14 protein-coding genes, 1 tRNA gene and 1 other RNA gene are annotated in these 12,572 nt (G+C 67.5%); 8 read left to right on the top strand and 8 right to left on the bottom strand.

Going from position 1 to position 12,572, the window contains the following annotated elements; all coding sequences use genetic code 11:
- Positions 1–42 precede the first annotated feature (42 nt).
- A complete protein-coding gene (locus NOV86_RS12730; RefSeq protein WP_267641835.1) occupies positions 43–279 on the top strand; it encodes a DUF7511 domain-containing protein in 237 nt (78 codons plus the stop codon).
- Between the two features lie 28 nt (positions 280–307).
- On the opposite strand, the gene NOV86_RS12725 is transcribed toward NOV86_RS12730, so the two are convergent.
- The 4 genes from NOV86_RS12725 to NOV86_RS12710 all read right to left on the bottom strand — a co-directional run bounded on the left by NOV86_RS12725 (position 308) and on the right by NOV86_RS12710 (position 3,568).
- Positions 308–2,242 (bottom strand): ABC transporter ATP-binding protein, encoded by a 1,935-nt coding sequence (locus NOV86_RS12725; RefSeq protein WP_267641834.1) that lies wholly within the window; start codon positions 2,240–2,242, stop codon positions 308–310.
- A gap of 110 nt (positions 2,243–2,352) precedes the next feature.
- Entirely contained in the window at positions 2,353–2,595 is a 243-nt protein-coding gene (locus tag NOV86_RS12720; protein WP_267641833.1) for a hypothetical protein, read from the bottom strand.
- 144 nt (positions 2,596–2,739) lie between these two features.
- Positions 2,740–3,009 (bottom strand): DUF7538 family protein, encoded by a 270-nt coding sequence (locus NOV86_RS12715; protein ID WP_267641831.1) that lies wholly within the window; start codon positions 3,007–3,009, stop codon positions 2,740–2,742.
- Positions 3,010–3,061: 52 nt separating this feature from the next.
- On the bottom strand, positions 3,062–3,568 hold the full coding sequence (locus tag NOV86_RS12710; protein ID WP_267641830.1) for a DUF192 domain-containing protein: 507 nt from the start codon (positions 3,566–3,568) through the stop codon (positions 3,062–3,064).
- Positions 3,569–3,626: 58 nt separating this feature from the next.
- Here NOV86_RS12710 and NOV86_RS12705 point away from each other — a divergent pair.
- The 5 genes from NOV86_RS12705 (at position 3,627) to NOV86_RS12685 (ending at position 6,291) form a co-directional block, all read left to right on the top strand.
- A tRNA-Val gene (locus tag NOV86_RS12705) sits at positions 3,627–3,700 on the top strand.
- Between the two features lie 208 nt (positions 3,701–3,908).
- Positions 3,909–4,043, top strand: a complete 135-nt coding sequence (locus NOV86_RS12700; protein WP_267641828.1) for a hypothetical protein — start codon at positions 3,909–3,911, stop codon at positions 4,041–4,043.
- A 36-nt stretch (positions 4,044–4,079) separates the two neighbouring features.
- The gene (locus NOV86_RS12695) at positions 4,080–4,274 is read left to right on the top strand and encodes a DUF7501 family protein (RefSeq protein WP_267641826.1); all 195 of its coding nucleotides are present in this window, start codon (positions 4,080–4,082) and stop codon (positions 4,272–4,274) included.
- Positions 4,275–4,333: 59 nt separating this feature from the next.
- Positions 4,334–5,431, top strand: coding sequence for an aminopeptidase (locus NOV86_RS12690; RefSeq protein ID WP_267641825.1), 1,098 nt, complete (start codon positions 4,334–4,336; stop codon positions 5,429–5,431).
- 95 nt (positions 5,432–5,526) lie between these two features.
- Positions 5,527–6,291: a mechanosensitive ion channel family protein gene (locus NOV86_RS12685; protein ID WP_267641824.1), complete on the top strand. Its 765-nt coding sequence runs from the start codon at positions 5,527–5,529 to the stop codon at positions 6,289–6,291.
- Positions 6,292–6,354: 63 nt separating this feature from the next.
- Here NOV86_RS12685 and rnpB read toward each other — a convergent pair.
- An RNA gene (rnpB, locus tag NOV86_RS12680) (RNase P RNA component) lies at positions 6,355–6,671 on the bottom strand.
- Between the two features lie 153 nt (positions 6,672–6,824).
- Between rnpB and NOV86_RS12675 the strand changes: the two genes are divergently transcribed.
- Positions 6,825–7,433, top strand: a complete 609-nt coding sequence (locus NOV86_RS12675; protein WP_267641823.1) for a TIGR00296 family protein — start codon at positions 6,825–6,827, stop codon at positions 7,431–7,433.
- A gap of 19 nt (positions 7,434–7,452) precedes the next feature.
- Here NOV86_RS12675 and NOV86_RS12670 read toward each other — a convergent pair whose 3' ends face one another.
- The 3 genes from NOV86_RS12670 to NOV86_RS12660 are packed head-to-tail and all read right to left on the bottom strand — an operon-like array spanning position 7,453 to position 11,640.
- Entirely contained in the window at positions 7,453–8,601 is a 1,149-nt protein-coding gene (locus NOV86_RS12670; protein WP_267641822.1) for a nicotinate phosphoribosyltransferase, read from the bottom strand.
- A gap of 36 nt (positions 8,602–8,637) precedes the next feature.
- A complete protein-coding gene (locus NOV86_RS12665) occupies positions 8,638–10,068 on the bottom strand; it encodes an Hvo_1808 family surface protein (RefSeq protein ID WP_267641821.1) in 1,431 nt (476 codons plus the stop codon).
- Positions 10,069–10,110: 42 nt separating this feature from the next.
- The gene (locus NOV86_RS12660) at positions 10,111–11,640 is read right to left on the bottom strand and encodes an Hvo_1808 family surface protein (protein WP_267641819.1); all 1,530 of its coding nucleotides are present in this window, start codon (positions 11,638–11,640) and stop codon (positions 10,111–10,113) included.
- A gap of 76 nt (positions 11,641–11,716) precedes the next feature.
- Between NOV86_RS12660 and NOV86_RS12655 the strand changes: the two genes are divergently transcribed.
- The gene (locus tag NOV86_RS12655) at positions 11,717–12,301 is read left to right on the top strand and encodes a cysteine hydrolase family protein (protein WP_267641818.1); all 585 of its coding nucleotides are present in this window, start codon (positions 11,717–11,719) and stop codon (positions 12,299–12,301) included.
- Positions 12,302–12,572: the final 271 nt, after the last annotated feature.

Here is a 12,572-nt window from a genome sequence, read left to right as displayed (position 1 = left end):
ATAGGCTCCGAGTTTATATACCAACTCGACGAACACTCGGGTATGTCGTCCACCACGGACGACAGGACACTCATGCAGGGGAAATCCATCGAGTTCGACGACGCGCGAGACGTAGACGCAGACAGCGGTCCGGCGGGTGCGCTCGCGGCCATCGCGGAGCCCACCGACGGCGGCGTCGAGGTGACGTTCTTCCCCGCGGACGTGAGCGAAGAGGACGCGCTCACGACCTGGCTGACCGTCGACGCCGAAAGCGTGGTCGACCTCGAGGCCTGGCGATAGGCCGGTCGTCGCGTCGACCGGCGGCCGGTCAGTCGTCGCCGACCTCGGTCCGGGCCTGGCGCTGCTGGGCCCGCTCGATGAACTCCTCCGGCAGCTCGTCTATCTCCCCGGCCTGCACGCCCCAGAGGTGGGCGTACAGGTCGTCGTTCGAGAGCAGCTCCTCGTGGGTCCCGCGCTCCTTGATGCGGCCGTCCTCCAGCACCAGGATCTTGTCGGCGTCCTTGATGGTCGAAAGCCGGTGTGCGATGGCGAACGTCGTCCGGTCCGCGGCGAGTTCGTCGATGGAGCGCTGGATGAGCATCTCCGTCTCCGTGTCCACGTCGGAGGTCGCCTCGTCCAGCACGAGGATCTCGGGGTCCTTCAGGATGGCACGGGCGATGGAGAGGCGCTGGCGCTGCCCGCCGGAGAGCTTCACGCCGCGTTCGCCGACCTCGGTGTCGTAGCCCTCGGGGAGGTTCTGGATGAAGTCGTGGGCCTCGGCCATCTTCGCGGCCTCGACGACCTCCTCGCGGGAGGCGTCGAACGTCCCGTAGGTGATGTTCTCCTCGACGGTCCCGTAGAACAGGAAGGTGTCCTGCGAGACGTAGCCGATGTGCTTGCGGAGGCTCTGGATGGTCACGCCGCGGAGGTCCTGGTCGTCGATGCTGATGCTCCCCTCGTCCACGTCGTACATCCGGAGCAGGAGCTTGAGCACCGTGGACTTGCCGGCCCCGGTCGGCCCGACCAGCGCGAGCGTCTCGCCGCCCTCGACCTCGAAGGACACCTCCTCGATGATGGTCTCCTCCTCGTCGTAGCCGAAGGTCACGTCGTCGTACACCACGTCGCCGTCATCCACGACGAGGTCGTCGGCGTCGGGGTCCTCCTCGATGCGCGAGGGTTCGTCCATCAGGCCGAAGATGCGCTCGGCAGAGGCGCGAGCACGCTGGTACATGTTGATGATCATGCCGAACTGGGCCATCGGCCAGATGAACTGCTGGGAGAGCAGGATGAACCCGGTGAACTCACCGACGGAGAGCGTGCCGGTGAACGGCCCCGGCGCCGGGTTCCCGTTCGCGGTGGCGAACACCCACAGGCCGCCGATGAGGAACGTGATGACGTAGCCGACGCCCGCGAGCACGCGCAGACCCGGGAAGAACTTGATGCGGGTGTCGATGGCGTCCCAGTTCGCCTCGAAGTAGTCGTTCGAGACGTCGTCGACGCGGTCGGACTCGTAGTCCTCGGTGTTCGAGGTCTTGATGACCTGTACGCCGCCGAGGTTGTTCTCCAGCCGGGAGTTCAGTTTCCCGACCGACGAGCGCACGTCGGCGTACTTCGGCTGGATGGTCTGGACGAACTTGTAGGTGAAGAGGGCGATGAGAGGGACCACGCCGACGGTGACGATGGCGAGTTGCCAGTTCCAGTAGAAGAGGATACCCGCGATGCCGACCACCATCACCGAGAGCCGGAACGCCGAGTTCATCCCCTCGTTCAGGAACCGTTCGAGCCGGTTCACGTCGTTCGAGAGGATGGACATCATCTCGCCGGTCTGCTTGTCGGCGAAGAAGTCCATGTTCAGGCGCTGCATCTTGTCGTAGGTGTCTGTGCGGATGTCGTGCTGGATGTGCTGGGCGAACGAGTTCCATCCCCAGTTGCGCGTCCAGTGGAAGGCGGCCCCGCCGAAGAAGCCGAAGGCGATGAGCCCCGCAGAGAGCCACAGTTGCCCGGCCTCCGTCTGTGGGAGCCACGCGTCGGGGACGAACAGGAGCGTGAACGCCTGCTCGTCGCGGAAGATGGCGTCGATCGCCAGCGTCAGCATCACCGTCGGGATGAGGTCCAGCAACCGGGCGACGACGCTGGAGAGCAGCCCGACGACGAACGCGAGCCGGTTCTTCGACCCGTATTCGAGGAACAGCCGCTTCATGGCGTTCTCCGCCTGTTCCCGTTGTTCCTCGAACGGGTCGTCGTCTTCGTCGTGAAGTTCCATTGTTCTCTCGCTAGGGTTTCCAATTGAAAAGGCTTGTTACGAATCGAAACAGTTGCCGCCACTCCGTGTCGCGACGGGGAGAGAACCAGCCGACGGCGCCCAGTTCCCGACTACTCGTCGGTGTTCACGCGACACTCCGGACAGCAGAACACGCCCCCGTCGACCTCGACGAATCGAAGCGCGACCAGGTAGTCGCGCCCGTGGACCGTCTCGCTGCCGACCGGCGCGGTGTTGAACTGCAGGACGGAACTCGCGACCGCGGACAGCCCGTCGGCCGCGACGTTCTCCGCCATCGCCTCGCCCTCGAACCCGGCCATCTCGCAGGCGCAGAAGAATCCCGACCCGTCGAACACGAGTTGGCCGCATCCATCGCAGAATACATCTTCACTGTGCCCAGACACCATGGGGAACTAGAACCCACAGGAAGGTATAGGTATGAACCTGTTACCATCTCGTGTCCCCGCAGAGAACGCCTGAACGAGTCGTTAGGAGCCGACTCAGAGCTGCCGGCTCTCGACCTCGGGATCGATACCCGCCTCGGCCAGGTCTTCGCGGATGCGCGTCCGGAGCGGGTCGGGCACCGTGTCCCGGCCGACCGGCACCGCGGTCTGGCCGTCGCCTTTCACCTTCCAGTACACCACACAGTCACTCGGCGCGTAGTACTCGATGCTGTAGCGCTCGCCGGCCCCCTCGTAGTGGACCCGGGCGGCGTAGTCGTCGCCCTGCCAGCCGTCGAGTTCGCCCAGTGTCTCGACTGCGTCTGCCATACCCGAGCATCCTCGCCCGGTTCGCGTAGGCGTTGCGGTCTGGTCGAACGGCTCAGTCGTAGGAGACCTCGACGTGGTCACCGACCTCGATGCCGGTGGCGTTCGTGTACCCGCGAGGGACCTCGAGGACGTACTGGCCACGACCAGGCGCCTTGATGTCGTTCCCGTCCTCGTTCGGGCCGGGCGCCCGCATGTGATGGATGCTGGTGATGCGACCGTCCGAGTCCACGAAGATGATGTCCAGCGGGAAGTCCATCTTGCGCATCACGAACGTCATCTGGCGCTCCTGGTCGTAGACGAACCACATCCCGCTCCCGTTCGCGAGCGTCTCGTGGTCGCTCAGGCCGGTGTACTGCTCCTGTCTGGTGTCCGCGACCTCGACGCTGATGGTCGCCAGTCGCGTGCCGTTCTCGTCGGTGACGACCGCGGTCCCGGTGTCGTGCTGGTCCTGGCCCGGCAGCTCGACGATGCCGGCGTAGTAGAGGAGGAAGCCGGCGAGGAGGACGAACACTCCGGCCAGGGCGAGGTTGAAGGCGCGCTCTCTGTCCACAGTCGCCATAGCGGGTTCTGCACGAAAAGGTAAGCGTTATTCCGGCCGGCCGGATAGTCTCGGGTGCGGGCTGGTGGTCTAGTTGGTTATGACATCTCCTTTACACGGAGAAAATCGGCGGTTCGAATCCGCCCCAGCCCACTGATTTTGCGGCGAGCAATCCGCGAGCCGCAAATCCGTCATCTGGAAGGATTCGAACCAGGGAGCAGCTCCGCTGCGACCGCGGTTCGAATCCGCCCCAGCTACCTTTCGACCGCACACCTCCCGAAACCTCCCGCCAACTCGACACCTCGGCACGACATACCATACCGTGACAGTCTTAACCCCGGGCCTGATATACTCGGCGACGATGGTAGACTACTACGTGATGGTGGACGGGCACGAGTTCGAGGGCCCGTTCGAGGACCGGAAGACGGCGAAGAAGCGCGCCGACGAGTTGAACACCAACGAGGTCGGCGGGCGGTATCGCGTCAGCAAGCAGTAGCGAACTCTCATCCTCCCTGCGGCCGTACGGTCGGCTATGAGTCTCCAGTTCACCCAGCGCGACGAGCGGGTCTGGGACGACCCCGGCCGGTGTCCCTTCTGTGGCGGGCCGGTCTCGGACGGTGGTGCGGGGTTCATCGACCACGTCGAGCACGTCCCCGAGTGCGCGGAGCGGTTCGAGCGCTGGCGCCAGCAGGTCGGCGGCGACGTGCCGGGCGAGTGGGCCGGGTGATGGGGCGCGACCACCACCACTTCGGGCAAATTTTGTAGGGGACACCCATGGAGTCGGGTATGGACGACCGCATCCACGAGCACGCCGAGGTCCTCGTCGACTGGAGCGCACAGGTCGAGGCGGGCGACGACGTCGTCGTCAACGTCAGCGAGGGCGCACACGAACTCGCCGTCGCCGTCGCCGAGGAACTCGGTACACGGGGCGCGAACATGGTCACGCTGTACAGTTCCGGGGAGGTGAGCCGTGCCTACCTGCGAGCACACGACGGCGACTTCGAGGCCGACCCCGACCACGAGCTGGCGCTGGTCGAGAACGCCGACGTGGTGCTGTCGTTAGGTGGCGGCCGGAACACCAGCGCGACGGCCGACGTGCCCGGCGAGAAGCGACAGGCGAAGTCGAAGGCGTCCCAGGGCATCCGCGAGGCGTACATGGACACCGACTGGGTGTCGACGGTCCACCCGACGCGGTCGCTGGCCCAGCAGGCCGGGATGGCCTACGAGGAGTACCAGGACTTCGTCTACGACGCGGTGCTTCGCGACTGGGAGTCCCTCGCCGACGAGATGGCGAAGATGAAGGAGATACTCGACGACGGGAGCGAGGTCCGCGTCGTCAAGGCGGACACGGACATCACGATGTCCATCGAGGGCAGGACCGCGGTGAACTCCGCGGCCTCGGTCCGGTACGACTCGCACAACCTCCCCAGCGGCGAGGTGTTCACCGCGCCCTACGACACCGAGGGCGAGGTGTTCTTCGACGTGCCGATGACCTTCCGCGGCAAGCAGGTCCGGGACGTCCACCTCACCTTCGAGGACGGCGAAGTCGTCGACTACAGCGCCGGCGAGAACGAGGCCGTACTCGCCGAGATACTGGAGACCGACGAGGGCGCGCGGCGCCTCGGCGAACTGGGTATCGGCATGAACCGCGGCATCGACCGCTTCACCGACAACATCCTCTTCGACGAGAAGATGGGCGACACCATCCACATGGCGGTCGGCCGCGCCTACGACTCGAACCTCCCCGAGGGGGAGTCGGGCAACCAGTCGGCGGTCCACGTCGACATGATCACCGACATGAGCGAGGACTCGTTCATGGCGGTCGACGGCGAGGTCGTCCAGCGGAACGGCACCTTCCGCTGGGAGGACGGGTTCGAGGGCTAACGGTCGGTTCGTCGCCCCAGCGAACTGCTGTCCGTGCGATGTCGTTGTCTGTGAGGATATTCGCCAAATCAGTTCCGGCGCGTAGGACACACGTCATGTCACAGACAGCCATCGTACTGCAGGTCGACGGAACGCCCATCATCCAGGAGGTGCTGACGAACGTCGCGACGTTCCTGCCGAACGTCATCGGCGCGCTCGTCATCCTCGTCGTCGGGTGGGTCGTCGCCCGCGTCGTCGGGAAGGTGACCACCTCGCTCACCGACAGGCTCCAGATCGACCAGCAGGTGCTGAAGACCCCGCTCGGGCAGATGCTCGGAGGAACACAGAAGGCCGTCTCGAACGCGTTCGGCAGCCTCGCGCGGCTGTTCGTCTACGCCGTGACGCTGCTTGCGGCCACGGAGGTCCTCGCCATCCCGACGCTCTCGGACTGGGTCGCGACGGCGACCACCTACCTGCCGGCGTTCATCGCCGGCGTGGCCGTCATCGTACTCGGGTTCATCGTCGCCGACTTCATCGGTGACACCATCATGCGGACCGAGGCCGCGACCGAGGAGGGGCGGGTCACCCAGCTGTTCGCCACGGGTGCGCGGCTGTTCCTCTACTTCACCGCGCTCACCATCGGCCTCGACACGATGGGCCTCGACGTGGCCATCCTCTACGTCGTCGCGCAGGCGGCCGCCTACGGTCTGGGTGCCGCCCTCGCCATCGGCCTCGGTATCGCCATCGGCTGGGGCAGCAAGGACTACGTCGCCAGCCACATCGACGGCTGGATGAGCCGCGCCGGCAGCAGCGGCCCGACCACGCCGCCCGCGGGCGTCCAGCCCGACGGCGGCGACGTCGACGACCTCGCGGACGACTGAGCATCGACGAAGAGACCGCCCGGCGGTTCTTCGCGCCAGCGTCGCCACTCACGTGCTTCGACTGGCAGAGAGGAGTAAGCCCCCTTCTGTTCGACCCGGCATTCGGCTGAGCGTCCATCGCCATTCGTCCGGGCTACCTTGACGGCGTGGACTTGCACCGGTGAAGATTCGCCGTTCCATCCGTTCTCTCCCGTCGACGTTCTGTGGGTTAGCTCCCTCGCCTCTCGGGTCGGTTCGCACACGTCATCACTCGGGGAGAGTGGTCTCGTTTCTGTTCCAGAGCCAGCGGTCTCCCGCTCCGGGCTTGCGCCCGGTCACCTGCCCAGACGGTGGGGGGACTTTCCTCGCGGCGGTGCCGCGGCGGCCGGGCTCTCTCTACCACCAGTTCCTATCCCCGTCCCGCATTTAAACACCTCGGTCGACGCGACCCGCCGTCCCGCGTTCCGGGCCCTCCGGAGGTGTCGGTGCAGGTACCGATTCGCCGACGAGACGAAACGAAAGCGTTCAAGAGCGACAATCGCTATACGTGTACTATGTCGCAGGCACAGAGCGTCCGTCTGACATACGATGATGGGGCCCGGGCCGTCGAACTGGCGCGGGACGCGGTGGAAGGCTTCGTTCTCAACGGTCGCCGTGAGCAGCCCGGCAGCATGCGTGATGCGTTCTACAACCGGACCGGCGCGTTCGTCCGGCTCGAATCCACCCGGGGGCGTGGCAGCCTCCGCGGCTGCGCTGGCGGGTACGAATCGAGCGACCAGCTCGGGCACGTCATCGTCGACGCTGCCATCGAGGCGGCGAGTGAGGACTCCTGTGGCTCCGAGGTCACCCCCTCCGAGCTGTCGAACCTCACCGTCTCCGTCTGCTCTGTCTGCAACGTCGTCCTCACCGACGACCCCGTCGCCGACATGGAACTCGGTACCCACGGGGCCGCCATCGACACCGGCACGAACGCCGGCTGGCTCTACCCGACCGTCCCCGTCGAACACGGCTGGTCCGAGGAGGAGTACCTCGGGCGCGTCTGCCGGAAGGCCGGCCTCCCGCCGACCGCCTGGCAGCAGGAGGACGTCGTCGTCACGCTGTTCGAGGGCCAGATCTTCCGCGAGCGCGACCCCGAAGGCAGCATCGAAGAACTGACGAACTGAGACCAGACTGCGGCCCTGCTTACTCGAAGTCGACTCGCTCGGCGTCCGTCGCCGCGTAGCGCCGCGCCTCGTCGACGTCGAACGTCCTGACGACCTCGCCATCGCGAATCAGCGGTTCGAGCAGCGGCTTCCCGTCGGTCGGCCCCGGCCGGTCCGCGAGCGCGACCTCGTGGCCGCCGTCGTCGGTGCGATACACCTGCTTCGTCCCGGAGAGCTTCCCGCGTTTCGCCGCCGGTTCGCCGTCGACCTCGACGATGTCGAGCGCGAAGTCCACCGGGTTCGCGTTCGTGACGTAGCTGCCGACGCCGAAGCCGTCGGCCACGTCCCGGAGCTCGCGGAGGCGCTCCGGCGTGAGGCCGCCGCTGACGAACACGTCGACGTCCTCGTGGCCGCGGGCGGCCAGTTCCCACTGGACCTCGCGGACGATGTGCCGGAAGTCGCCGCGGCGCGACCCCGTCGTATCGAGGCGGACCCCGTCGAGGTCGTCGCCCAGTTCCGCGACCGCCCGGAGCACCTCGTCGACCTCGTCGGTGTAGGTGTCACACAGGGCGATTCTGGGGACCGATTCCGGGACGGCCTCGTGGAAGGCCCGCCACGCCGCCTCCTGGTTGCCCTTGCCCATGCAGATCATGAGCGCGTGGGGCATCGTCCCGCCGGCCTCGCGACCGATGACGTCGCCGGCGGCCACGTGCGAGAACCCGTCGAGGCCGCCGACGAGGGCGCTTCGCTCGACCGTGGCCGCGATGGCCGGGTGGACGTGGCGGGCACCGAAGGAGAGTACCTGCGAGTCCGGCGCCGCCAGTCTGGCCTCCAGTGCGGCCGTGGCGAACGCACTCGCCTGCGAGAGGAAGCCCAGCAGCGAGGTCTCGAAGCGGGCGAACTCGAGGTACTCGCCCTCGATGCGCATCACGGGCCCGCCGTCGAACAGGCAGCCCTCGGGGACGGCGTCGGCGTCGAGGTCGTAGCCCTCGAGCAGGCGGGCCGCGTTCTCCAGCCCGGCGAACACCTCGAACTCGCCGTCCGGGAACTGGTCGGCGGTCACCTCCGCGACCACCGTCGGGTTCCGTCCGGCGTGTTCGAGGGCCTGCTCGGTCCGCTCGAAGTACGCGTCGGTCGCGCGGCCGTCGCGGATGGCGGCGGCCGGAATCGTGTCGAAGGGGTCGTCCATACCCCCCGTTTCTGGGGGGATGGCGAAAAAGCACCGCTACGCGGTCGGGGACCTGGCGGGTCGTCGTTCTGTCCCGACCGACGCGTTCGCGCCTGCCGAGACCGGGTGCACCGCGTCGAGTGCGTCGACGCTCGGCGCGTTCACGACCAGTACCGTGTTCCCGCGCTGGACGACCCGGAAGGCGTCTTCGAACGCCCCCGAGTCGATGACGTAGACGCCGTCACCGCGGGCGGTGGCGTCGTTGGCAGCGAGGACGTCCGTGTAGGCCTGCCGGAACTCGGTCGCCTCGGCCCGCGACTCCCACGTCGACTGCCAGACGTACGCCTGATTGTCGCCGTCCTCGTAGAAGACGAGCCTGTCCCCGGCCCACCCCGTCGAGAACGGGTGCCTGTAGGTGTACTTCGAGACCGAGTCGTTCCGGCTGGTCAGGTGCTCGCGGGGGACGACCTTCGCGTACCAGAACATCGTGTAGATGCTCGCCTCGCCGACGGTCTCGACCCGGTCGGTCCCGTCCTCGGTCTCCAGGCGGCTCCAGCCACCGCTGGCGCGGTCCGGTATCGACACCGCCGCCGGTGCCTCGTCGGGGTACTTCGCCGGGTGGATGACCTGCGCGGTGCTCTGGGGGTGGTCCGTGAACGCGGCGTCGACCGCGTCCCAGCCGCCGCGCTCGCGGAGCGCCGAGACGAACATCGGTCCCTCGCCGTAGGGGAGGAACGACGCGACCGAGAGCCCGACGTTGTACTCGGCGGAGCGACCGCCGCCGGACCGCTCGGCGACCGTGACGCAGTCCCATTCGCCCGACTCACAGGAGTCCTCGTACCGGGCCTCGACGTAGTTCGCGTCACCCTCGACGACGGACTGGGCGGCGAGTCGGCCGTCGCGCGTCGACGCGCTGTAGCCGAGGCCGAGGTGCTGGTCCTGCAGGGCGTGTTCGAGTTCGTGGGCGAGGGTGGCCCGCGAGACCCGCAGGTCGTTCGGGTCGTCGCTGACGAGGACGATCTTGTCGTTCGAGTAGTACCCGATGACGGTCGAGCCGTACAGCCGGTCGAACGCCGCCTCGACACCGGTGTCCTCGCCGACGATGAACAGCGCCTCCCAGTACTGCTCGCGCCACGCTGGCGCCTGACCGTCGCCGCCGCCACCGCTTCGCTGCTCGCGGTACGTCTCGCGGGAGATGACCCGGACCGACACGTCCCGTTCGAACTCGTAGCCGCGCAGGTGTTCGAGTCGTGCCATCATCCGGGCCTTGACGACCGCGACCTCGGCCTGCGTCAGGCCGTCGCTCCCGTCGACGGCGACCGAGTCGTTCCACCAGTAGCCGTCCTCCCAGCCGAGCGTGTCGGTGGCCGGGTCGGGCCGGTTCGACTCGGGCTCGGCGAGCTCGTCGTCGCCGCCGAGGTCGAAGGCCGAACAGCCGGCGAGCGCGAGGAGGAACACGAGGCCGAGAACACAGAGCCCACGTCGCATTGCCCGACCCTTACGAGCAGGGAGGTATAGCCCTTTGCCCGGTCAGGCGGCGGTGCTGTTCGTCGTCGCCGCGCTGTCCGACCCCGGCGCGTGCACGTCCGAGAGGGCGTCGACCGTCGGCGCGTTCACGATGGTGACGGTCGTCCCCTGCCGGCGGACCGAGAAGGCGTCGGCGAACTCCTCGTCCTCGGCGATGCGGAAGGTGTTCGCCCGGCCGTCGACCGCCGAGGCGCCGTGGTAGCGCAACAGCTCGCGGTAGGCGTCGGCGAACTGTCGCGCGTCCTCCTCGCTGTCCCACTCGGACTTCCAGACGTACCCCGTCTCGCCGGTGCTGGCGGAGGAGCCGTTGACGTACGGGAGCAGCCGGTCGCCGTCCCAGCCGGCGGTCGCCGGGTGGGCGTAGTTGTACGGGTCCGTCTCGTTCAGCCCCTGGCCGGCGAGGTTGAAGTGCGCCCGGTAGGGGATGACGACGTCCTGGGCCGTGCCGGTCGCCTGCGTCTCCTCGAAGGAGGCGTACCAGAGCATGACGAACATACCGGCTTCGCCGAACGACGCGTGGTCGGTCGGCCCGGCCACGTCGAGGGCATGCCAGCCGTCCGAACTCCGGTCCGCGATGGTGAGGTCGGTCGGCGCGTCCTCGCCGTACAGGTCGGGGTGGATGGTCTGCTCGGTGCTCTTCGGCGGCTGCTCGTACACCGCGTTCACCGCCTCCCAGCCGCCCTGCTGACGACGTTCCTGGACGAACGCGACGCCGTCGCTGTAGGGCTGGAGACGGACCTGGTAGAGCCCGACGTTGATGTCGGTAGCACCGCCACCCTGGCCGCCGCGTTGCGGTTCGAGGCAGTCCCACTCCGTCTCACAGCGCTCCTTGTACAGGGAGTCGACGTAGTTGCCGTCTCCCTCGATGATGCCGTCCTTCGCGTTGTGCAACTCGAGGGTCGACTGGTCGTAGCTCGTGATGTTCCAGCGCTGGTCCTGCAGCGCGTGGTACAGCTCCTGGGCGAGCGTGATCTCGTCGAGTTCCGGGGTCTCGGATGGCGAGACGACGACGATCTCGTCCTTGCGGGGGTCGTAGAACCCCTGGACGCCGCTCGCGCTGTTGGCCTGCCTGACGGCGATGGCGTTCGTCGACTCGTTCACCATGAACGTCGCCTCCCACTTCGTGTTCTGGTGGAGGCGCATCGCGGTCGACGTGTTCCGGGAGCCGAGGCGCTCGCGGTAGGCCTCCCGGGAGATGATCTCGACCGGGGGGCGCTCCTCGAACTCGAGCTTGCGGACCTTCTCGACGCGGGCCATCGCCCGCGAGACGACGGCCTCCAGTTCGCTCTCGTTGAGGCCGTCGCTCCGGTCGATGTCGAGTTGCTCGTCGTACCAGCGCCCGTCCTCCCAGCCGAGGCGGTCGCTCTCGGGGTCAGCAGGGCGTGCCCCGTCGTCCGTCTGCTCGCCCGCGTCCTCACCCGACCCGGTTGTCGTGGCGGCGGATCCGGTGGTGTCGGTGCCATCGGTGCCGACGGCGCCACACCCCGCGATGACGAGCATACAGGCGACGAGAACGATAGCCAGTGGTCGCATGTACCCGGAACCAGGGGCCTCGCGGGCAAAAACGGCCGGGGCAACGGATTTGGGTCGGCCAACCCAATCTCCGGACATGGAGTTCGACCCTGCCACCACCGCGGTCGTCGTCGTCGACATGCAGAACGGCTTCTGCAAACCCGACGGCACGCTCTACGCACCCGGAAGCGAGAACGCCATCGAGCCGGTCGCGTCGCTGGTCGACCGGGCCCACGAGGCCGGCGTCCGCGTCGTCTTCACCCGGGACGTCCACCCGCCGGAGCAGTTCGACGGGAACCACTACTACGACGAGTTCGAGCGCTGGGGCGAACACGTCCTCGAGGACTCCTGGGAGGCCGAACTGGTCGAGGAGCTCACCGTCGCCGAGGCCGACACCGTCGTCGAGAAGCACACGTACGACGCCTTCCACGAGACCGAACTGGACGGCTGGCTCTCCGCGCGTGGCATCGACGACCTGATCGTCTGCGGGACGCTGGCGAACGTCTGCGTCCTCCACACCGCCGGGAGCGCCGGGCTCCGGGACTACCGGCCCGTGCTCGTGGAGGACTGCATCGGCGCCATCGAGGCGGACCACCGCGAGTACGCGCTGGACCACGCCGACTGGCTCTTCGGCGAGATCGCACAGAGTTCGGAGATAACCTTCGCTGGCGAAGAGGGCTGACAGGCGGCACGCGACTGCTCGCCCGGCGGTGTGCCACACACCCGCCGTGTTCGCCGGGCGACGGTTCCTACGTCACGGCGGGACTGGCGTCGTTCTCGTACTTGAACTCGGAGGGGCTGGACTGGACAGACCACCGTGGCGCGCGCTGGCGAGCGTGGCGAGGAGCGCGGAACGCAGTGCAGCGTGGCCAACGCGGAGGAACGACCCGTGAGCCTGCGAGCCCGCGAGCGTGGGCTCGTGAGAGCTTGCTCTCACGGTTGACGACCGGAAC

The organism is Haloarchaeobius amylolyticus, from assembly GCF_026616195.1.
Lineage (GTDB): Archaea > Halobacteriota > Halobacteria > Halobacteriales > Natrialbaceae > Haloarchaeobius > Haloarchaeobius amylolyticus.
The sequence above is the reverse complement of the archived record's forward strand: the minus strand, read 5'-3'. Positions and strand labels throughout refer to the sequence as shown.